This window comes from Microbacterium lacticum (genome assembly GCF_006716815.1).
In the GTDB taxonomy this organism is placed as follows: Bacteria; Actinomycetota; Actinomycetes; order Actinomycetales; family Microbacteriaceae; genus Microbacterium; species Microbacterium lacticum.
Genome location: NZ_VFPS01000001.1, coordinates 995,805 through 1,016,513, shown reverse-complemented (window position 1 = coordinate 1,016,513; position 20,709 = coordinate 995,805). Strand labels below are relative to the sequence as shown.

Here is a 20,709-nt window from a genome sequence, read left to right as displayed (position 1 = left end):
CCGGGTGCCCGGGTGCCCGGGTGCAGTCGACGGTGTTACCGCGCGGGGGAGGCCATCCGGCGTGCCGAACCAGCGGCCACCTCGGGCGGCTCGACGGATGCGCCCGGAATCTGCGGCACGCGCAGTCCGAGGAGCATCGCGAGCTCGACGATGTCGTCGGCGCCGACGCGGCGTGCGGCATCGATCATGATGTGCGCGCAGGCGAGGGCGTCGGCGGTGGCGTCGTGGTGCGCAAAGTCGAGGAATCCCGCGGCGGCGGCGACGTTCGGCAGCCGATACGAGTCGAGCCGGTACGTCTTGCGCGACGCCTGCAGGCTGCACACGTACCGGTACGGCGGGCACGGGGCATCCGTCGCCTCGCAGGCGGTGCGGAGCACCCGCACGTCGAATCCGGCGTTGTGCGCGACGAGCACGTCGTCGCCGACGAAGTCGGTCAGGGCGCCGAGCTGATCGGTCCAGGTCGGTGCGGCAGCGACGTGGTCGGGCCGGATCCCGTGGATGCCGATGTTCACCTCGAAGAACTGATCGTGCCCGGCGGGCGGTTTGATGAGCCAGCCCGCAGTCTCGATCACGTGCCCGTCCCGCACCCGGGCGAGGCCCACGGCACAGGCCGATGCGCTTGAGGAGTTCGCGGTCTCGAAGTCGATCGCGGTGAAATCCAAGGGCACCTCCCCACCCTCGCCCCGCCGACCGCCGCCGCCGCGGAGGCGCCCCGGCGCGCCGTCAGGCCGGCGCCCGCGTCGTCACCCCGACAGGATGCGCGCGCCGCTCGGTGACGATTGCAGGAGATTCGTGTGCGACCCACCGCGACACGCCGGATCTCCCGCCGCATCGCGCGCCATCACCTGCAATCGTCACGGCGCCGCCCCCGAACGGCATCGGGAGGGACGGCCATACTGCGGCCACCTCACACCCCCGCACTCTGGCGCCCCCGCCGCCCGGACGCGGTCCTGCGCGCGCCGCGCGGTGACGATCGCAGGAGTTTGGTGCGCTCCACACCCCGCTAGGCCGGATCTCCCGCCGCATCGCGCCATCTCCTGCAATCGTCACGGTGCCGCGCTGCGCGGCGCCGTCTCCGCCCCCCGGAACACACCGGGAGGGGCGACCCTGCTGCGGCCGCCCCTCCCGGATCCTCTCGCTTCGTCAGTACTTCATCACGATGCGGCCCTCGATCGCGCCGCGCTGCATGCGGTCGAAGATGTCGTTGATGTCGTCGAGAGTCTCGACCTGCACTCTCGGGTGGATCTGGCCGCGGGCATAGAAGTCGAGCGCCTCGATCATGTCCTGCCGGGTGCCGACGATCGAGCCGCGTACCGTGATCGCGCGCAGCACGATGTCGAAGATGTCGGCGTCGAAGGTGCCCGGCGGCAGCCCGTTGAAGACGACCGTGCCGCCGCGGCGCACCGCGCCGAGCGCCTGGTCGAACGCGCGCGGGTGCACGGCCGTGACGAGCACGCCGTGCGCGCCGCCGATCGCCTCCTGCACGGCGGCGCCGGGATCGTCGTGCGCGGCGTTCACGACGACCTCCGCGCCATGCGTGCGCGCGAGCGCGAGCTTGGCGTCGTCGACGTCGACCGCGACCACGTGCATCCCCATCGCGCGGGCGTACTGCACGGCGATGCGGCCGAGACCGCCGATCCCCGAGATCACGACCCACTGGCCGGGGCGCACTCCCGTCATCTTGAGGCCCTTGTAGACGGTGACCCCGGCGCACAGGATCGGGGCGACCTCGACCGGGTCGGCGCCCTCGGGGATGCGTGCGGCGAACCGCTCGTCGACGAGCATGTACTCGCCGAAGCTGCCGTCGACGGAGTATCCGCCGTTCTGCTGCTCGGGGCACAGGGTCTCCCAGCCGGTGCGGCAGTACTCGCACACGCCGCACGCCGACCAGAGCCACGCGTTGCCGACCTTCTGGCCGACCTCGAGCGTCGTCACCTGGTCGCCGATCGCGACGACCTCGCCGTAGCCCTCGTGGCCCGGGATGAGGTCGGCTTTCGGAGCGACCGGCCAGTCGCCGTGGGCGGCGTGCAGGTCGGTGTGGCAGACGCCGGTCGTGATCACCTTCACGAGCGCCTGGCGCGGGCCCGGCGTGGGCAGGGGGACTTCCTCCACCACGAGGGGTTCGCCCGAGGTCTTCACGACCGCGGCGCGCATCGTGGTGGGCGTCGCCGAGGCGGCGGCGCGGGTGGGGGTGTCGGTCAGAGTCGTCATTGACATCACTTCCTCTCGGCGGAGCCGTTCCGCCCGATGGCGACGACGGTAGAACGCGCAACGTTGCATGATGTTGCGTCGGTGGCGGGCGGTATGGTCGCACCATGGCGACACGCGACGAGATGGCGAACAGTTTCGGAGCCGAAGCGGCGGCGTATGAGGAGGGTCGGCCGGGCTACCCGGCGGAGGCCGTCGCGTGGCTGCTCGAACCGGCCGGCGCCCACCCGCGGGTCGTCGACATCGGCGCCGGAACCGGCAAGCTCACCCGCGTCGTCGCGGAGATCACCGCCGAGCACGGCACGGATGTGATCGCGGTGGAACCCGACGCGGCGATGCTCGATGCGCTGCGGAACGCGCTCCCGGGCATCCAGACGCTCGTGGGCACCGCGGAGCACCTCGCGCTGCCCGACGAGAGCGCGGACGCGGCCGTGCTCGGGCAGGCCTGGCACTGGGTCGACCCGGTCGCGGCGTCGGCGGAGATCGGTCGTGTGCTCCGCCCGGGCGGAGTGCTCGGCCTCGTCTGGAACATCCGCGACGAGTCGGTGCCGTGGGTCGCGCGGCTGACCGAGATCACGAAGGGCAGCCACGCCGAGCAGCTGCTGGCGGACGGCGGGCCCGAGGTGGCGGCGCCCTTCGGCGAGCTCGCATCCCGCACCTGGCACTGGGCGCGCCCGATCACGCGCGCCGCGCTCATGGCGATGGTGCACTCGCGCAGCTACGTCATCACGGCGACGCCGGAGGAGCGCGCGCGGATCGACCGTGAGCTGGAGGTGCTGTTCGACGACATCGGTGCGACGGGGGATGCCACGGTGTCGCTGCCGTACGTGACGTACGCGTTCCGCGCTGTGAAGCCCGAGGCCGGCGGCGCCGCGCGCTGACGGGTCCGGCATCTAGATGTACTGACCTCGACCGTTGTTGATTCGGTCGATGGGGGTTTTGCCTCCGATGCCGAGGTGGTGCCTGTCTAGGTTGTAGTGGTCGAGCCAGGTCGTCAACCCTGCTTTTCGGTCGTCGTTCGAGCTCCAGGGGCGGGCGTAGGCCCACTCGGTGGCGAGGGTGCGGTTGAGGCGTTCGACTTTCCCGTTGGTCCAGGGGCAGTGCGGTTTGATGAACCGCTGTCGGATGCCGTGCGCGTCGACCACTGCCTTGAACGCGGCCGAGTGGCGGTAAGCGAACGCGTTGTCGCTGATGACGCGTTCGACTGTGACGCCGAGGCGCGCGTAGAACGCGATCGCCCGCTCGAGCACGCCCGCCGCGGTGGTGCCTTTCTCGTCGTCGTGGATCTCCGCGTAAGCAACTCGGGAATGGTCGTCGATGACGGTGTGCACGTAGTCGTAACCCAGGCCCCGCTTGCGCGCAGGACGTTGCCCGCGGCCATGCAGACGCCATCCGCCGCCGTCGGGGATACGGCCGAGTTTCTTCACATCAACGTGGATCAGGGACCCGGGATGATCATGCTCGTAACGCTGCGCGGATCGGCGGGTCGCGCGGATCACGGACCCCGTGACCGGGTCCAGCTCCCGCAGCAACGGCACGTGGTGGCGGCGCAACACCCTACCGACCGTTGAGGCCTGCAAGCCGAGCTTGTCAGCGATGAACACCGGCCCACGCCGAGTGAGGTGCCGCATGATCCGCACCCTCGCCTCCACGCACGCTTTGGTCTGGCGAGGGTGGGAGCGGGCGACGCTGGAACGATCGATCAGGCCCGCCGGGCCGCACTCCCGGAACCTGCGCCACCACCGCCACGCGGTCGTGCGGGAGATCCCCATTTCCGCGGCGACATGCGCGACCGCACGCCCCGACTGGATGCGCTGAACCATGATCAACCGGCCGGCCGGAGTCAGCCGGGCATTAGCGTGAGACAAGAGAGACCTCCGTGCGTTTGAGCTGAAGAACTTTGACAGCTCCAACTCGACCCCGGAGGTCTCTCCTACGTCAACAACGATCTGGGTCAGTACATCTAGACTGGTCTCCCGTGGCTCTTACCATCGGAATCGTCGGTCTCCCCAACGTCGGCAAGTCGACCCTGTTCAACGCTCTGACCAAGAACGACGTGCTCGCCGCGAACTATCCGTTCGCGACGATCGAGCCGAACGTCGGCGTGGTGAACCTGCCCGATCCGCGGCTCGAGAAGCTCGCCGAGGTGTTCGGTTCGGAGCGGATCCTTCCCGCCGCGGTCTCGTTCGTCGACATCGCCGGCATCGTGCGCGGCGCCAGCGAGGGTGAGGGGCTCGGCAACAAGTTCCTCGCGAACATCCGCGAGGCCGACGCGATCGCCCAGGTCGTCCGTGGCTTCGCCGACGACGACGTCGTGCACGTCGACGGTGCGGTGAATCCGCGCGGCGACATGGAGACGATCAACGCCGAGCTGCAGCTGGCCGACCTCGAGACGCTCGAGAAGGCGATCACGCGCTACGAGAAGGAGGTGCGTGGGAAGAAGCTCGACCCCTCGGTGCTCGAGGCTGCGATCGCCGCGCGCGACGCTCTGCAGCGCGGGGAACTTCTGTCCGCGTCGAACCTCGACCTCGCACCCATCCGCGAGCTGGGCCTGCTCACCGCGAAGCCGTTCATCTTCGTCTTCAACGTCGACGAGCAGGTGCTGACGGATGCCGCGCGCAAGGCCGAGCTCGAAGCGCTCGTCGCCCCCGCGAAGGCCGTCTTCCTCGACGCGAAGATCGAGTCGGAGCTGATCGACCTCGACCCCGCGGACGCGGCGGAGCTGCTGGCATCCACCGGTCAGGAGGAGTCGGGACTCGACCAGCTCGCCCGCATCGGCTTCGACACCCTGGGGCTGCAGACCTACCTCACCGCCGGCCCGAAGGAAGCCCGCGCGTGGACGATCGGCAAGGGCTGGAAGGCGCCGCAGGCGGCGGGGGTCATCCACACCGACTTCGAGAAGGGCTTCATCAAGGCCGAGGTGATCTCGTTCGACGACCTCGTCGCGCTCGGCTCGGTCGCCGAGGCTCGTGCCAAGGGCAAGGCGCGCCTCGAGGGCAAGGACTATGTCATGCAGGACGGCGACGTCGTTGAGTTCCGCTTCAACAACTGACCGGGTCCGGTTCCGCTCCCGCGCACGGACACGCTCAGGCGGGCTCGGTCGTGCGGATGAGGCCGCAGGTCACGCACGACCAGGCGACGAGGAACTTCTCGTCGTCGAGGATCTCGAACACGAGCGGTTCGCCGCAGGTCGGGCAGGTCAGGCGATCCGCCGGTCGCGCGCTCATGCGCCCAGCCTACGACCGGCGACGGGTCGGGCTCGCCGCCGCCCGCTGACGCACCGCGCACGGACGCAACGCGGAGTACGCTGAGCCACACCCCCCGAAACCGGCGAGTCAGGAGGGTGCAGGGTGGCCGGATACGGACACGGGTCTGTCACGGGAATCGACGAGCGCACGCTCGGGCGCATCGACCTGCTGCTCTTCGACGCCGACTACTCCGCCGCGGCCGATGCGGTCGACGACTCCTGGCGGATCGCCGTGCTCGCGGCCGCGCCCCGCGCACGCACGGATCGTGAGCGCGTGCGGGCGCACGCCGTGCATGCCGCGAACGCGCGGCGCGATCCCGCGGTGGGCCGCGTGCGGGATGCCTCGATCTGGCATCGCCTCTGCTTGGCGCTCGCCCTCGTGCTCGCCGTGGTCGCCGCGGGGCTCGTCCTGCCCTCGCGCACCGTGGGGTCGGCCGGTGGATTCGGACTGCAGCAGGAGATGCTCCCTGCGGGCGCGGCTGCCGTCGTCGCCCTTTCGATCCTCTGGTGGCTCGAACCGCTGCGCGCCGCGGGGGCTCTCTGGGGTTCGCGGCTGCCCGCCGTTTTGCACCTCACCTGCGCCGCGCTGTGGCTGATCGCCGCGGCGGTCGCCGTGCTCGTGCGGTGGCCGGAGATCGACGCGCAGCAGCCCCTCCCAGTGACGACGGGGCTCGTCCTCCTGGTCGCGGCGGCGACCCTCGCGCTCTTCCTCTGGCATCGCGCCGCCCGCGCCGACCGGTCGGGTCGCCAGTCGGGGATGGCGCGGCTCACCGGCGACCTCGTCGACCCCCGGGACGGCGTGGCGGTGTTCTTCGCCCTCGACGAGTGGTGGCGGGTCGCCGGCCCCGCCGCCCTGGCGCGCGAGGGCGCGCGCGTGCGCCGCGTGCGCGTCGAGGTGCTCGCGCGTCTCAGGCTCGCCGGCGTGATCACCGGCATCGACGAGCGGTTCGCTGCGCTCGACCCTCCGCCGACCCGCTGGCGCGAACGCCGACGCTGACGTAGCAGCGACGCGAGCCCGACGTCGGCGGGATCGGGCTGACGCGGCGCCCTGACGCGTCGCCCGGATGCAGCAGCGACGCGCGCACAGTCAGCGGCGCACGACTCGCCCGGTCAGCGCCCCTGGCGCTTCTTGTACGGCTTGGGCTGCCCCTTGACGATCGGCGCGCGCCCCCGGCCCTTCGAGGCCTTCGCCTTCCCCCCGGCTGCCGTCCGCGCGGGCAGCGTGGCCGGGGGAGCGGCCGCGATCCGCTCGCGTGCCTCGGCGAGCAGAAGCGTCCCCGCCGGCGTCAGCTGCCACCCCGACCCCTGCTTGCTGAGCACCGGATGCCCGACCTCGCCCTCGAGCTTCTCGATCGAGGTGTAGAGCGACGCGAGGGGAACGCCGAGCGCGTCCGCCGCGCGCGGGAAGTGCAGCCCAGCATCGACGACGGCGACGAATCGCCGCAGCGCGGTGATCTGCATCGGGGTTCCTTTCGCCGGCGTGGCATCCAGGCTACCGGGCGCCGTTCACCGAACGCGCCCGCGGTGTCAACCCCTACACTCGCTGCACGCCCGCGTCTAACGTGAGAGGACGACTATCGAAGGGTGGACATCCATGTCCGGATTCAAGTTCTGGCTCGTCGTCGGCCTGGCCGCCGCGGGTGGCTACGTTCTCGGCACACGCGCCGGCCGCTCGCGCTATCGCGAGATCAGCAAGGCCGCCAAGCACCTGTGGGACGACCCGTCGCTGCGGAAGGCGCGCGCGCAGTCGCGGAAGGTCGTAGACAAGGCTGCCAAGAAGGCCGCGAAGAAGCTCGGCGTCTGAGCGCCGGGCATCCGTCAGAGGATGCCCGGCGCTCAGACGCGACGCGCGAACGCCGTCACCGCTCAGGTGGCGGCGTTCGTGTTCGGCTCGACGATCGGGTCCGAAGCATTCTCTTTGGCCGCGTCGTCTTGCGCGCCCGGCGCACCGAGGTCCGCGTCGGCGCGGACGAGCCGCTCGATCTCGGCCCCCGTCGCCTCGTCGACGTGCCGCCAGTACGAGAAGGCGCGCTCGAGGACGTCGCCCGTCACGCCGCCCAGCAGGTGCCCCGCGACCGTCTTCACGAAGGCGGCGCGCTGCTCGTCGTTCCAGACGTCGCGCACGAGCGCCCCGGCCTGCGAGAAGTCGTCGTCGTCCGGGCGCAGCGTGTAGGCCTCGCGCACCATCGGTCCGTCGGTCTCCCACCCCGGGTCGACCTCGCCGACGTTGTCGGCGTACCCGCGGCCGAACGAGTTCGGCGCGTACACGGGGGCGTCTCCCGTGTGCTCATACGCCATCGGGCCGTCCTTGGTGTAGGTGTTCACCTCGACGTGCGGGCGGTTGACGGGCAGCTGCAGATAGTTCGCGCCGATGCGGTGCCGGTGCGTGTCGGCGTAGGCGAACGCCCTCCCGAGCAACATCTTGTCGGGCGAGAACCCGATGCCGGGCACGAGCGCCGACGGCTCGAACGCTGCCTGCTCGATCTCGGCGAAGAAGTTCTCGGGATTGCGGTCGAGCGTCATCGTGCCGACCTTGCGCAACGGAATATCCGCGTGCGGCCACACCTTGGTGAGGTCGAACGGGTTCAGGTGATAGTCGCGGGCCTGCTCGTACGGCATGACCTGCACCGACAGGGTCCACGAGGGGAACTCGCCCCGGTCGATCGCCTCGTACAGGTCTCGGCGGTGGAAGTCGGCGTCCTCTCCCGCGATGCGCGTCGCGTCCTCATCCGTAAGGCCTTCCACCCCCTGATCGCTGTGGAAGTGGTACTTGACCCAGAACCGCTCGCCGGCCGCGTTGACCCACATGTACGTGTGCGACCCGTAGCCGTTCATGGTGCGATAGGAGCGCGGGATGCCGCGGTCGCCCATGAGATACGTGACCTGATGAGCGGACTCCGGGTTCAGCGTCCAGAAATCCCACTGCATGTTGTTGTCGCGAAGGCCGTTGCCGCCGCGGCGTTTCTGCGAGCGGATGAAGTGCGGGAACTTCATCGCATCGCGGATGAAGAAGATTGGCGTGTTGTTGCCGACGAGGTCGTAGTTGCCCTCATCGGTGTAGAACTTCAGCGCGAACCCGCGCGGGTCGCGCCAGGTGTCGGGAGAGCCCTGCTCGCCGGCGACGGTCGAGAAGCGCGCCAGCATGTCGGTGACGGCGCCGGGCTGGAACAGGCCCGCCTTCGTGAACGCGCTCACGTCCTCGGTGGTCTCGAAGTGACCGAACGCACCCGAGCCCTTGGCGTGGACGTTCCGCTCGGGCACGCGCTCACGGTTGAAGTGAGCCATCTGGTTCACGAAGTGCACATCGTGCAGCAGGATCGGCCCGTCCGCGCCGACGGTGAGGGCATTGCGGTCGCTGGGAGCGGGTGCGCCCGTGTCGGTGGTGGAGCCGAGGGATGCCTCGGCGGAGGGCGCGGTGCGGATGGACTCGCCGGCGGGCGAACCCTCGGATGTGGCGGCGCCGGAATCGGCGACGGGAAGATCAGGCATGGGGTCCTCGCTCTCGACTCGCGTCGACGGCCGTCGACGGCTTCGTAGACCCAGGCTAATCCGATCCGCCGCCGACCTACACGGGGGTTGACAGGTTCTTCGCCTCCGCCGTCCGGCGCGGCGTTAGAATCGTGCCATGGCCACGTCGAACCCCCCCACTCCCACGCTTCAGCCCGTGCCCGAGGAGCTGAACCTGCTCGCCGGCGCCGACGAGGGCGCCTCGTGCTGCGGCGGCGGGTGCTGCAGCACGAACTGACGCCCCCGTCGAGGGCTCAGCCGGCGCGGAGCGCGGTCAGGCCGTCTGGCCGGCGTGCTCGCCCTCGGCACACTCTTCGATGAGCTTCGCGTTGAAGGCGGGCAGGTCATCCGGAGTGCGGCTCGTGACGAGCCCGTCGTCGACCACCACCTCTTCATCCACCCACGTCGCGCCGGCGTTGCGCAGATCGGTCTGCAGACTCGGATAGCTCGTCAGCGTCCGGCCTCGCACGACGTCGCCCTCGACAAGGGTCCACGCGGCGTGGCAGATCGCGCCGACGGGCTTGTGCGCCGCGAAGAACGCCGTGGCGAAGGCCACGGAGTCCTCGTCCACGCGCATAGCCGTCGGTCGCGAGGAACACGATCTTCTTTCCGTTGAGCGTGTCCATGCCGCAACGCTACGGCGCCGCCCGTCGCCGGGCGCCGGGGGTTGACACGCGACCGGCCGAATCCCGCTCAGTGCGCTGCCCGCGCGCCTTCGCCGATCGAGTCGGCGGGCTTGCGGATGAGGACGGCGCTGACCAGCAACGGCGTCGCGATGATCGCCGCCAGCAGGAACGCCGCCCGCGCCCCCGCGGCGCCGGAGGCGGCAGCGGACGCGCCCGGTGCGGTGGCGCCCGCCGACACCGACGACATGACGGTGATGAGCAGGGCGATCCCGGCGGCCCCGGCGACCTGCTGCACGGTGGAGACGGTGGCGCTTCCGTAGGAGTAGTACTTCGGCTGCAGCGACCCGAGCGACGCGGTGAACAGCGGTGTGAACGACATCGCGAGGCCCACCGAGAGCACTGTCTGGGTCACGACGAGCAGCCACACCGGAGTCGTCTCGGTGAGCAGGGTGAAGCTCCACAGGATCGCGAGCACGACGATCGTGCCCGGCACGAGCAGCACCGTTGTGCCCCAGCGGTCGTAGATGCGCCCGATCACCGGGCCGAGCAGGCCCATCGCGACGGCGCCCGGCAGCACGACGAGGCCCGACTCGGTCGCCGACAGCCCGAGCGTCCCCTGCAGGTACAGGGGCAGCGCAGTGATCGTGCCGAAGAAGGCGAGCGACATCACCGCGAAGTGCGCGACCGACAGCGAGAAGTTGCGCGAGCGGAAGATCCGGAGGTCGAGCAGCGCGTCGTCGACCTTCTGCAGCGAGATCTGGCGCCAGATGAAGAGAGCGAGCGCGACGACGCCGACGGCGAGCGAGACGACGAGCGTCGTCGTGGCGCCCGCGGCCGTCGCCCCGCCGTGGCCGGCGCCGCCGATCTGGCTGAGTCCGAAGACCAGCCCGCCGAAGCCGAACGCGGAGAGGATGACCGACACGACATCGAGCGGCGCGTGGGTGCGCTCACCGATGTTGGGGATCCAGCGCACGCCCACGACCAGCGCGATGAGCGCGATCGGCAGCACGATCGCGAAGATCCACCGCCAGCTGAGCGTGTCGAGGATCACGCCGGCCATCGTCGGGCCGATCGCGGGGGCGAGCGACATCACGATCGAGACGCGTCCCATCATGCGTCCGCGCAGGTGCGCGGGCACGACGGTCATGAGCGTCGTCATGAGCAGCGGCATCATGATGGCGGTGCCGGATGCCTGGATGACCCGCGCCACGAGCAGCACCTCGTACCCGGGCGCGACGAGCGCGACGAACGTGCCCGCCGAGAAGAGGCCCATCGCCGTCGCGAACATGGCCCGCGTCGAGAAGCGGTTGAGCAGGAACCCGGTCGTCGGGATCACGACCGCCATGGTCAGCATGAACGCGGTGGTCAGCCACTGGGCATCCACGGCCGTGATGCCGAGGTCGCCGATCAGGTGCGGGATCGCGACGCCCATCGTGGTCTCATTGAGGATCGCGACGAACGCGGCCGCCAGCAGCAGCCAGATGACGCGGTTCTCCTTCGCGCCCACCGTCGCCGGCGCGGTGTGGGCGGTGTCGGTGTCGACGTGTGCCATGGGAACTCCTGAAGGTCATCGGGGGCGGGGAGGCGCTGACGGGATGCCTGCGGCAGGGGCTGCGACCGCGCGAGACGGCGTGGCCGGTGGGAGCCTCAAAGCTAACCGGGGGGCCTGACATCGTATTCCCGTGCGGGGTGAGACGATTCGCCCATGGCATCCCACCACCTGTATTCGCGCCTCGCCGTCCGCGGCCCCGTCTCCGTCGCGGTGGGCGTCGCCGCCGCCGCGATCGCGATCCCCCTCCTCGACTGGGTGGCGGGCCTCCTCGTCGGCTGGACGGCGCTCGCCTTCGTCAACGTGGTGTGGCTGCTGGTGGCGCTGTGGCCGATGGATGCCGAGAGCACGCGCTCGCACGCGACGGCGGAGGATCCGGGGCGCACCGTCGCGCGGGCGATCTCGCTGATCGGGAGCGTCGCGAGCCTCGGCGCGGTCATCGCCGTGCTCGTGCGCAGCCATAGCGACCCGGCGACGGCGTTCGCGATCGCCGCGGTCGCGATCGCCGCGGTCACCTTCTCGTGGGCGCTGATCCAGGTCGATTACATGCTGCGCTACGCGCACCGCTACTACTCGCGGGTCGAGGACGGCGCGCGCGGCGGCATCGACTTCAATCAGGACGAACCGCCCATGTACTCCGACTTCGGCTACTTCTCGGTGGGGCTCGGGATGACCTATCAGGTCGCCGACACCGATGTCACGACGAACGAGATCCGCCGGATCGTCATCGCGCAGACACTCATCGCCTACCTGTTCGGCGCGGTCATCCTCGCCACCGTGATCAACCTGGTCTCCGGCCTCGGCTGAACCGGCTTCTGCCCGGCATCCGCCCCGGTGTCCCCGCCGCTGGCTAAAGTTGCCGGATGAGCATGGCGGGCGGTCCGGGCGGCCGCGGAGGCGGTTTCCGCGGGGTGGATGCGGAGGCGCAGCGCAAACTCAACGCGCAGGCGCCGAAGATCCCGAACCTGGGCGCGCGGGTGCGGGAGATGTTCCGCCCCTACCGCGGACGGCTGCTCCTGACTGCGCTGCTGGTGATCGCCGGTGCCGCGATCGGGGTCATCCCGCCGCTGATCGTGCAGCAGATCTTCGACCAGGCGCTCTTCCCCACCGACGGCTCCGGGGTCGACATCGCGCTGCTGTGGCGTCTGGTCGCGGCGATGATCGGGCTGTTCCTCCTCTCCGCGGCACTCGGCATCGCGCAGACCTGGCTCACCTCGACGGTCGGCAACGCGGTCACCGGCGACCTGCGGGTGCGCCTGTTCGACCATCTGCAGGCGATGGAGCTGGGGTTCTTTACGCGCACGAAGACAGGCGTGATCCAGTCGCGTCTGCAGAACGACGTCGGCGGCGTGTCGGGAGTGCTCACGAATACCGTCACGAGCATCCTCGGCAACGTCGTGACCGTGATCTCGGCGCTCGTCGCGATGATCCTGATCGACTGGCGCCTCACCCTCATCGCCGTCTTCCTCATGCCGATCCTGATCTTCGTGCAGCGGCGCGTCGGTCAGGTGCGCGCCCGGATCGCCGGGCAGACGCAGGAATCACTGTCGGAGCTCACGACGATCACGCAGGAGACACTGTCCGTGTCGGGCATCCTGCTGTCGAAGTCGTTCAACCGCCAGCGCACCGAGTCGACGCGCTACCGCGAGGAGAACGCCAACCAGGTGCGCCTGCAGGTGCAGCGGGCGATGAGCGGGCAGGGGTTCTTGGCGGTCGTGCAGGTGCTCATGGCATCCGTCCCCGCGGTGATCTACCTCGTCGCAGGCTATCTGCTGACGGGCAGCGCGGGCGGCGCGACGATCACGGCCGGCACCGTCGTCGCGTTCACGACGGTGCAGGCGCGGCTGCTGCAGCCGCTCATGGGCCTCATGCGGGTCGCGCTCGACCTGCAGACCTCCCGCGCGCTGTTCGCGCGCATCTTCGAGTACCTCGACCTCGTGCCCGCCATCCAGGACGCGCCCGGCGCGATCACGGTCGCAGACGCGCCCGGGCCGGTCGGCCGGATCGAGTTCCGCGACGTGGTGTTCCGCTACCCCGACGCGGCGCCGGACACCCGCCCGACCCTCGGCGGTGTCTCGTTCGTCGCCGAGCACGGTCAGCATGTGGCCTTCGTCGGGCCGTCGGGCGCCGGCAAGACCACGGTGCTCTACCTCGCGCCGCGGTTCTACGAGGCGAGCGCGGGGGAGGTGCTCTTCTCCGGGGCGGACGTGCGCGGCCTCACGCAGGAGTCGATCATCGACCACATCGGCATCGTCACGCAGGAGACCTACCTCTTCCACGCGACGATCCGCGAGAACCTGCGCTACGCGAAGCCTGACGCGACCGACGCCGAGATCGAGGCCGCGTGCCGTGCCGCCAACATCCACCACATCATCGAGAGCTTCGAGGGCGGCTACGACACCATCGTCGGCGAGCGCGGCTACCGCCTGTCCGGCGGCGAGAAGCAGCGCATCGCGATCGCCCGGGTGCTGCTGAAGGACCCACCGGTGCTGCTGCTCGATGAGGCGACGAGCGCGCTCGATACCGTCTCGGAGCGGGTCGTGCAGGAGGCGCTCGAGGCGGCCTCATCCGGGCGCACCACCCTGTCGATCGCACACCGGCTGTCGACGGTGGTCGGCGCCGATGTCATCCACGTCGTCGACGCCGGTCGGATCGTCGAGTCGGGCACGCACGCCGAGCTGCTCGCCCGCGGCGGTCTCTACGCCGAGCTCGCGGCGGAGCAGATGGCCGCCGCGACGATCGCCGGGATGGATGCCGCGGCGCCGGGCCGCGCCGCGCTGCCTGAGCGCCGGGCCGACAAGGCACCTGACGGTGCGGCGGGCGCCGATGCGGCACGACTGCTGGCCGATCCGCCCGCGCAGAGCGCCCCGGAACCGGCCTGGCAGTTCGTGGAGTGAGGCGCGGCGGGGCCGTCCGTCAGCGAGCGGGGTCGCGGTCAGTGCGCGGCTTTGGGTCGGTGCGCGCGGCCGTGGTCAGTGCGCGGGCTTCGCGTCGTCCTCGTCGGCCGAGCCGATGGCGTCGGTCGGTACCGGCGTGGGCTCGTTCTCTTCGACGGCGGTCGGAACGGGGCTGATGAGCTCCTCTGTGGGCGTCTTCTTCAGCTCGTCGATCTCGTCGCGCAGCGCGCCCAGGTCGGGGCCGTCGGGCGTCTCGGGGAGGTTCTCGGGGGTGCCGGTCATGCCGTTCACCCTAGCCGCAACGGGCGACCCCGCGGGAGCGGGTCACCACAGCACGGCGGCCGAGCGCAGCGCCGCCGTCTGCGGATCGAGCTCGAGCGCCTCGAGGTCGGCGCGTGCGGTGAGCTCGCGCACGAACTCCCCGAGGAGTCGGCGGTACGTGGCATCCGGGTGCCCCTCGGCGATGCGCACGAGCGGCGGCGTGTCCATCTCGAGGATCAGGCGCACGCGGGCGCGCGCCGCCGCGCGGTGGCCCGCGCTGTCGAGGATCGCGATGCCGTCGCGCATGCCCGTGAGGTAGTCGCTGAGCACGGCGACGGCCGCCTTGCGCTGGGTGAGCGAGGAGCCGTCGGCGCGCTCGCGCCAGTGCACGACGACGTCGGGGATGACATCGATCGCGCGCGCGTGCACGTAGAGCAGCTGCGCGACGACCTGGTCCTCGTAGAGGGCGCCCTCGGGGAAGCGGAGGGCGTTCCGGCGCCACAGCTCCACGCGGCTGAGCTTCGACCAGGCGACGACGTTCCCCGAGATCTCCGGATGCTCGGCGAGGGTCGTGCCGCGGCGCTCCGGGTCGGTCGCGGCGCGCACCCACGGCTGCACCTCGCCCGTGACGTACCCGCCGTCGACGTCCGGCCGCAGCCGCACGTACGCGCCGACGGCGACGTCGCTGCCGGAGGCCGAGAGGGTCGCGACCAGACGCTCGAGCGCGGTCGGGGTCATGACGTCGTCGGCGTCGAGGAACGCGACGTACGGCGTCTCGACGAGGTCGAGCCCGACGTTGCGCGCCGCGCCGAGTCCGCGCGGGCGCTCCAGACGCACAAGCCGGAACCGCGGGTCGGATGCGGCGGCGCGCGCGAACAGCTCGGCCGTCGCGTCGCGCGATGCGTCGTCGACGAGGATCGCCCGCCAGCGGGTGAGGGTCTGTGCGCGGAGCGAGGAGAGGGCCTCGGCGACGTAGTCGGCGACGTCGCGACCGGGCATGATCACGGTCACCAGGGCGTCCGGCGCGGCGGGGGCGTCCGGAGTTGGATCTGCGGCGATGCTCACGCGCCCGATCGTACCGCCGCGACGGCCGCCGCGACCGCGTCCGCGACCGGATCGAGGTCGGCGGTGTGCCCGTGCGCGAAGGTGAAGCGCACGGCGGTCTGCGCCGTGGCGGGATCGATCCCGCACGCGAGCAGCACGTGCGAGGGCTCGTCGCTGCCCGCCGCGCACGCCGAGCCGCTCGAGGTGACGACCCCGCGCCGCTCGAGTTCGAGCAGCACGGCCTCGCCGCTCGTGCCCGCGAAAGTGAAGCTCGCCGTGCCGGGCAGGCGTCGGGTCGGATGCCCGGTGAGCCGGGCGGTCGGCACGAGCGAGAGCACCCGCCGGGCGAACCGGTCGCGGAGCGCGCCGACCCGGGCGGATGCCTCGGCGCGCTCGGCCTCGGCACGCTCGAGCGCCACGGCGAGGCCGACGGCGCCGGCGACGTTCTCGGTGCCGCTGCGGCGGTCGCGTTCCTGACCGCCGCCGTGGAGCACCGGTTCGAGGGGGAGCCGCGACCCCACCGCGAGCACGCCGATCCCGGCGGGCGCGCCGAGCTTGTGGCCCGCGATCGAGAGAGCGTCGGCGCCGGTGCCGCGCAGCGGCAGCCAGCCCGCCGCCTGCACCGCGTCGAGGTGCAGCGGCACGCGCGCGGCGGCGGTGACCGCCGACAGTGCCGCCACGTCCTGCACCGTGCCGACCTCGTTGTTGGCGTAGCCGATGCTCACGACCGCCGTCTCGGGGCGGATCGCCGCGGCGAGATTGTCCGGTGACACGGTGCCCGTGGCATCCACCGCCAGTCGTGTCACGGCCATGCCGTGCACGCGCTCGAGGTAGTCGCACGAGGCGAGGACCGCCTCGTGCTCGATCGCGGTCGTGATCACGTGCACCGGCGGTTCGGCCATGCCGGCCGCGCTGGATGTGTTCAGCGCGCTGGGCGTGCCGAGCGCGCGGCGCGGATCGCGGCGGCGGAGCAGCGCCCCGATCGCGAGACCCTTGATCGCGAGGTTGTCGGCCTCGGTGCCACCCGAGGTGAACACGACGTCGGACGCCCGCACGCCGAGCACGTCCGCCACCCGCGCTCGCGCGTCGGCGAGGGCGGAGGCGGCGGCCTCGCCGACCGTGTGATGGCTGGAGGGGTTGCCGAACCGGTCCGTGAGGTAGGGGAGCATCGCCTCGAGCACCTCGGGGCGCACCGGCGTAGTGGCGGCGTGGTCGAGGTAGAGCACCGGCGTCAGCCTTCGACGCGCGCGTCGAGCCCGAGGTCGAGCGCGCGGGCGGAGTGCGTGAGCGCGCCGACCGAGATGACGTCGACGCCGGTTTCCGCGATCGCGGCGACGGTGTCGAGCGCGACGCCGCCGGATGCCTCCACGATCGTCCGCCCGCCGATGCGGGCGACGCCGGTGCGGAGGTCGTCGATGCTGAAGTTGTCGAGCATGATCGTGCCGACGCCCGCGGGGCCCGTGCCGGCGGCGAGCACGGCGTCGAGCTGGTCGAGGCGGTCGATCTCGACCTCGAGGTGGGCGGTGTGCGGGAGCGCCGCGCGCGCGGCGCGGAGCGCCTCGGTCACCGACCCGTGCCGGGCGGTGAGCACGGCGAGGTGGTTGTCCTTGGCCATCACCGCGTCGGAGAGGCTGAAGCGGTGATTCCGGCCGCCGCCGCTGCGCACCGCGTGCCGCTCGAACCGTCGGAGCCCCGGCGTCGTCTTGCGGGTGTCGACGATGCGCGCGGTCGTATGCGCGACGGCGGCGACGTACGCGGCGGTCAGGGTCGCGATGCCCGACATGCGCTGCGCGAAGTTCAGCCCGATCCGCTCCGCCGTGAGCACGCCGCGGGCGGGACCGGTGACCCGGGCGAGCACGTCGCCGGCGCCGAACGCGTCGCCGTCGCGGCGCAGCAGATCGACCTCGATGCGCGGATCGGTCAGGGCGAACGCGGCGGCGAACACCTCCCCGCCGCTGAAGACGCCGTCCTCCCGCGCCCGCAGGTCGGCCGTCGCCGTCGCATCCGCGGGGATCAGGGTCTCGCTCGTGAGGTCGCCCCACGGGGCATCTTCGTCGAGCGTGGCGCGCACGACGGCCTCGATGTGGCTCCGCGTCAGCATGCCGTGACCTCCGCCCGGTCGCCCCGAACCCGATCAGGCGTCGCTGCGTCGGGGTCGCGTGACGATTGCAGGAGAACTGACTCCGGAGGGGCGGTTTCGGGGCCGAAATCGGCGGTTCCGGCGGGAATCTCCTGCATACCTCCCGCCGGCGCGTCGCGCCCGGCCGGTTCGGGCGCCGCCACCAGCGGCTCGGGCGCCGCCACCAGCGGCTCGGGCGCCGCCGGCACCAGCTCGGCGGCGGGAGGCGCTGCGGCGTCATCTCGGGCGGGGCCGTGTGACGATTGCCGGAGAACTGACCCTGATGGGGAGGTTTCGGGGCCGAGATCGGCGGTTCCGGTGCGGATCTCCTGCATACGTCCCGCCGGCGCGTCGCGCCGCGTGTGCGCGCCGACCGATTCGGGGCGGGCGAGCGCGGCCGCGACGAGGGCGGCGGCCACCTGCAGCAGGTTCGCGTCCTCGTGGTCGGCCTCGGTGACCGGCGTCGCGAGAGCCCGCCCGCGCCAGCCGGCGATGACGGATGCCGCGTGCGCGAGCCCGGGCGCATCGCGCACGAGTCCGGCGTCGCGCCACATCAGCTCCTGCAGGGCGGCCCGGCTGAACGGGACCCCCACGGCACCCGATTCGGCCGGCGGCGGGGGAGCGGCGGCGCCCCGGGCGAAGCCCGCGGGGTCCGGCCACGCTCCCGAGCGGACGTCGGCGGCCACCGCGTCGCCGGCGCGCGCGCCGAACACGGCGCCCTCGAGCAGCGAGTTCGACGCGAGCCGGTTGGCGCCGTGCACGCCCGTGCGGGCGACCTCGCCCACGGCGTAGAGGTCCGGCACGCTCGTGCGTCCGGACAGGTCGGTCGTCACCCCGCCCATCAGGTAGTGCGCCGCGGGCGTCACCGCGGTCGGCTCGCGCGCCCAGTCGTCGCCGCGCTCCCGCACCGCCGCATCGATCGTCGGAAAGCGCGCCGCGAGGAACGCGGTCGTCTGCTTGCGCGTGGGGCGGAGCCCGGTCGCGTCGAGCAGCACGGGCCGGCCGTCCTGCGCCGCCATCACCTCGGCGATCGTCCGCGCCACGACATCGCGCGGGGCGAGCTCCGCATCGGGGTGCACCTCGAGCATGAACCGGCGCCCCTGCTCGTCGCGGAGAACCGCGCCCTCGCCACGGACCGCCTCCGACACGAGGAACGGCGCCTCCGCCGCGCTCCCTGGAAGCACCGTCGGGTGGAACTGGACGAACTCCAGATCGACCACCGCGGCGCCCGCGCGGAGGGCCGCGGCGATGCCGTCGCCGGTCGCCACGGGCGGGTTCGTCGTGTGCGCGTAGAGCTGCCCAGCCCCGCCGGTCGCGAGGATCACCGCGTCGGCCGCGATCCGCTCGCGCACCGGCGCCGACCCGTCGCCCACGAGCAGATCGACCCCGACGATGCGACCTGCCTCGACGACGAGGTCGCGCAGGAACGCCGGCTCGACGATCCGCACCGCGGCGGCCCGCACGCGCGCGACGAGCGCCCGCTCGATCGCGCTCCCCGTGGCATCCCCGCCGGCGTGCAGCACCCGCGGGTAGGAGTGGGCCGCCTCGAGGCCCTTCACGAACCCGCCGGCGGGCTCGCGGTCGAACGCGACGCCCCACGCGATCAGCTCGCGAATGCGCGCCGGGCCCTCGTCGACCAGCACGCGCGCCGCCTCGGGGTCGGACAGCCCCGCGCCGGCGACGAGGGTGTCGCGCAGGTGCGCCGCCGCGCTGTCGTCGTCGAACATCACGCCGGCGATCCCGCCCTGCGCGAAGCGGGTGTTCGCCTGCTCGAGCGCGTCTTTCGTCACGAGGGTGACGCGGCATCCGGATGCCACGGCGTGCAGCGCCGCCGTCAGTCCGGCGATGCCCGAGCCGACGACCACGACCGCGGCGCCGTCGGCGGCCCGGTCGCCGGCACCAGCCGGCGCCCCACCGGAGAAGCCGCTCACGGCTTCGCCGCCAGCATGCGATCGAGCGCGACGCGCGCGGGGTCGGCGACGTCGCCCGGCACCGTGATGCGGTTGACGACCCGCCCCGCGACGAGCTCCTCGAGCACCCAGGCGAGGTAGCCGGGGTGGATGCGGTACATCGTCGAGCAGGGACAGACGACGGGGTCGAGGCAGAAGATCTCGTGCTGCGGATACTGTGCGGCGAGGCGCTGCACGAGGTTGATCTCGGTGCCGATCGCGAACGTCGTCGGTTCGGTCGCGGCGGCGATGGCCTTCCGGATGTAGTCCGTCGAACCGGCCTCGTCCGCGGCATCCACGACCGCCATCGGGCACTCGGGGTGCACGATCACCCGCACGCCGGGGTGCTCCGCGCGCGCCGTCGCGATCTGGTCGACCGTGAAGCGTCGGTGCACCGAGCAGAACCCGTGCCAGAGGATGACCCGGGCATCGCCGAGGTCGGCCTCGGCGGAGCCGCCGAGGGGGCGGCGCGGGTTCCACATCGGCATCTGCTCGAGCGGCACCCCCATGGCCTTCGCGGTGTTGCGACCGAGGTGCTGGTCGGGGAAGAACAGCACCCTGCGCCCGCGCGCGAACGCCCACTCGAGCACCGCGCGGGCGTTCGACGAGGTGCAGACGATGCCGCCGTGCCGGCCCACGAAGCCCTTGATCGCCGCCGACGAGTTCATGTAGGTGACCGGGATGACCGGCACGAGGCCGTCCGCATCCGCGGCATCCAGCGGCCCGTAGATCTCGGCGAGCTGCTCCCAGCAGTCCTCGACCTCGTCGATCGAGGCCATGTCGGCCATCGAGCAGCCGGCGGCGAGGTTCGGCAGGATCACCGCCTGGTCGGGCCGGGAGAGCAGGTCGGCGGTCTCGGCCATGAAGTGCACGCCGCAGAAGACGATCGCCTCGGCCTGCGGCTGAGTGAGCGCGGCGTTCGCGAGCTGGAACGAGTCGCCCACGTAGTCGGCGTGGGTCACCACCTCTTCGCGCTGGTAGAAGTGCCCGAGCACGACCACGCGGTCGCCGAGCGTCGTCTTCGCCGCGGTGATGCGGGCGTGGAGCTCCGTCTCGGATGCCTCGCGGTACTCCGCGGGCAGCTCGCCCTGCCGGGGCGCGCCGGTCGGGATCACGTCGCCCATCGACGAGCCCGGACCGTAGCCGGGGCGCGCGTCGAAGTCCCAGGGTCCGGCGGCGAGGTCGGTGTTGCACGTCTCAGTGGTCGAGATGCCCGCCACGATCGCCTGGATGCCGTGGTCGACGCTCGCGTCCGGCTGACGCGGGTGGATCTGCAGGAGGGTCATGTCGATGCCTTTCGGG

At 71.8% G+C, this 20,709-nt stretch carries 18 protein-coding genes and 2 pseudogenes; 6 read left to right on the top strand and 14 right to left on the bottom strand.

Annotated elements, in window-relative coordinates:
- Nucleotides 1–35: 35 nt before the first annotated feature.
- Both FHX68_RS04930 and adhP read right to left on the bottom strand, forming a co-directional pair.
- Complete coding sequence (locus FHX68_RS04930; RefSeq protein WP_141379636.1) at nucleotides 36–668, bottom strand: exonuclease domain-containing protein; 633 nt, start codon at nucleotides 666–668, stop codon at nucleotides 36–38.
- 475 nt (nucleotides 669–1,143) lie between these two features.
- The gene (gene adhP, locus FHX68_RS04925; RefSeq protein WP_141379637.1) at nucleotides 1,144–2,211 is read right to left on the bottom strand and encodes an alcohol dehydrogenase AdhP; all 1,068 of its coding nucleotides are present in this window, start codon (nucleotides 2,209–2,211) and stop codon (nucleotides 1,144–1,146) included.
- Nucleotides 2,212–2,315: 104 nt separating this feature from the next.
- On the opposite strand from adhP, the gene FHX68_RS04920 reads away from it, so the two are divergent.
- Entirely contained in the window at nucleotides 2,316–3,089 is a 774-nt protein-coding gene (locus FHX68_RS04920) for a class I SAM-dependent methyltransferase (protein WP_141379638.1), read from the top strand.
- 12 nt (nucleotides 3,090–3,101) lie between these two features.
- On the opposite strand, the gene FHX68_RS04915 is transcribed toward FHX68_RS04920, so the two are convergent.
- Nucleotides 3,102–4,076 (bottom strand): IS481 family transposase, encoded by a 975-nt coding sequence (locus FHX68_RS04915; protein ID WP_141920061.1) that lies wholly within the window; start codon nucleotides 4,074–4,076, stop codon nucleotides 3,102–3,104.
- A 110-nt stretch (nucleotides 4,077–4,186) separates the two neighbouring features.
- Between FHX68_RS04915 and ychF the strand changes: the two genes are divergently transcribed.
- Nucleotides 4,187–5,260 (top strand): redox-regulated ATPase YchF, encoded by a 1,074-nt coding sequence (gene ychF, locus FHX68_RS04910; protein WP_141380357.1) that lies wholly within the window; start codon nucleotides 4,187–4,189, stop codon nucleotides 5,258–5,260.
- Between the two features lie 34 nt (nucleotides 5,261–5,294).
- Here ychF and FHX68_RS15155 read toward each other — a convergent pair whose 3' ends face one another.
- Nucleotides 5,295–5,435, bottom strand: coding sequence for a hypothetical protein (locus tag FHX68_RS15155; RefSeq protein WP_170214221.1), 141 nt, complete (start codon nucleotides 5,433–5,435; stop codon nucleotides 5,295–5,297).
- Nucleotides 5,436–5,558: 123 nt separating this feature from the next.
- Here FHX68_RS15155 and FHX68_RS04905 point away from each other — a divergent pair, with 123 nt between their 5' ends.
- The gene (locus FHX68_RS04905) at nucleotides 5,559–6,452 is read left to right on the top strand and encodes a hypothetical protein (RefSeq protein WP_141380358.1); all 894 of its coding nucleotides are present in this window, start codon (nucleotides 5,559–5,561) and stop codon (nucleotides 6,450–6,452) included.
- Between the two features lie 113 nt (nucleotides 6,453–6,565).
- Here the strand turns inward: FHX68_RS04905 and FHX68_RS04900 are convergent, their stop codons facing one another.
- Nucleotides 6,566–6,916, bottom strand: coding sequence for a LysR family transcriptional regulator (locus tag FHX68_RS04900; RefSeq protein WP_141380359.1), 351 nt, complete (start codon nucleotides 6,914–6,916; stop codon nucleotides 6,566–6,568).
- A 133-nt stretch (nucleotides 6,917–7,049) separates the two neighbouring features.
- Between FHX68_RS04900 and FHX68_RS04895 the strand changes: the two genes are divergently transcribed.
- Nucleotides 7,050–7,259, top strand: coding sequence for a hypothetical protein (locus FHX68_RS04895; RefSeq protein ID WP_141380360.1), 210 nt, complete (start codon nucleotides 7,050–7,052; stop codon nucleotides 7,257–7,259).
- A 62-nt stretch (nucleotides 7,260–7,321) separates the two neighbouring features.
- Here FHX68_RS04895 and FHX68_RS04890 read toward each other — a convergent pair whose 3' ends face one another.
- The 3 genes and pseudogenes from FHX68_RS04890 to FHX68_RS04880 all read right to left on the bottom strand — a co-directional run bounded on the left by FHX68_RS04890 (nucleotide 7,322) and on the right by FHX68_RS04880 (nucleotide 11,140).
- Nucleotides 7,322–8,944: a catalase gene (locus FHX68_RS04890; RefSeq protein WP_141380361.1), complete on the bottom strand. Its 1,623-nt coding sequence runs from the start codon at nucleotides 8,942–8,944 to the stop codon at nucleotides 7,322–7,324.
- A gap of 292 nt (nucleotides 8,945–9,236) precedes the next feature.
- Nucleotides 9,237–9,539: pseudogene (locus FHX68_RS04885) on the bottom strand (DJ-1/PfpI family protein); the annotation flags it as partial.
- Nucleotides 9,540–9,655: 116 nt separating this feature from the next.
- A complete protein-coding gene (locus FHX68_RS04880; protein ID WP_141380363.1) occupies nucleotides 9,656–11,140 on the bottom strand; it encodes an MDR family MFS transporter in 1,485 nt (494 codons plus the stop codon).
- 153 nt (nucleotides 11,141–11,293) lie between these two features.
- Between FHX68_RS04880 and FHX68_RS04875 the strand changes: the two genes are divergently transcribed.
- Entirely contained in the window at nucleotides 11,294–11,944 is a 651-nt protein-coding gene (locus tag FHX68_RS04875; protein ID WP_141380364.1) for a DUF1345 domain-containing protein, read from the top strand.
- Nucleotides 11,945–12,006: 62 nt separating this feature from the next.
- A complete protein-coding gene (locus tag FHX68_RS04870; protein ID WP_141380391.1) occupies nucleotides 12,007–14,034 on the top strand; it encodes an ABC transporter ATP-binding protein in 2,028 nt (675 codons plus the stop codon).
- Between the two features lie 75 nt (nucleotides 14,035–14,109).
- Here the strand turns inward: FHX68_RS04870 and FHX68_RS04865 are convergent, their stop codons facing one another.
- The 6 genes and pseudogenes from FHX68_RS04865 to nadA form a co-directional block, all read right to left on the bottom strand.
- Nucleotides 14,110–14,316, bottom strand: coding sequence for a hypothetical protein (locus FHX68_RS04865; RefSeq protein WP_141380365.1), 207 nt, complete (start codon nucleotides 14,314–14,316; stop codon nucleotides 14,110–14,112).
- Between the two features lie 42 nt (nucleotides 14,317–14,358).
- Nucleotides 14,359–15,294 carry a glycosyltransferase family 2 protein gene (locus FHX68_RS04860; RefSeq protein ID WP_141380392.1) on the bottom strand — a complete coding sequence of 312 codons (936 nt, stop codon included), beginning with the start codon at nucleotides 15,292–15,294 and terminating at the stop codon, nucleotides 14,359–14,361.
- Nucleotides 15,295–15,356: 62 nt separating this feature from the next.
- The gene (locus FHX68_RS04855; RefSeq protein ID WP_141380366.1) at nucleotides 15,357–16,565 is read right to left on the bottom strand and encodes a cysteine desulfurase family protein; all 1,209 of its coding nucleotides are present in this window, start codon (nucleotides 16,563–16,565) and stop codon (nucleotides 15,357–15,359) included.
- Between the two features lie 5 nt (nucleotides 16,566–16,570).
- The gene (gene nadC / locus FHX68_RS04850; RefSeq protein WP_141380367.1) at nucleotides 16,571–17,440 is read right to left on the bottom strand and encodes a carboxylating nicotinate-nucleotide diphosphorylase; all 870 of its coding nucleotides are present in this window, start codon (nucleotides 17,438–17,440) and stop codon (nucleotides 16,571–16,573) included.
- Nucleotides 17,441–17,799: 359 nt separating this feature from the next.
- Nucleotides 17,800–19,323: pseudogene (gene nadB, locus FHX68_RS04845) on the bottom strand (L-aspartate oxidase); the annotation flags it as partial.
- A 62-nt stretch (nucleotides 19,324–19,385) separates the two neighbouring features.
- Nucleotides 19,386–20,693: a quinolinate synthase NadA gene (nadA, locus tag FHX68_RS04840; protein WP_141380369.1), complete on the bottom strand. Its 1,308-nt coding sequence runs from the start codon at nucleotides 20,691–20,693 to the stop codon at nucleotides 19,386–19,388.
- Nucleotides 20,694–20,709 lie beyond the last annotated feature (16 nt).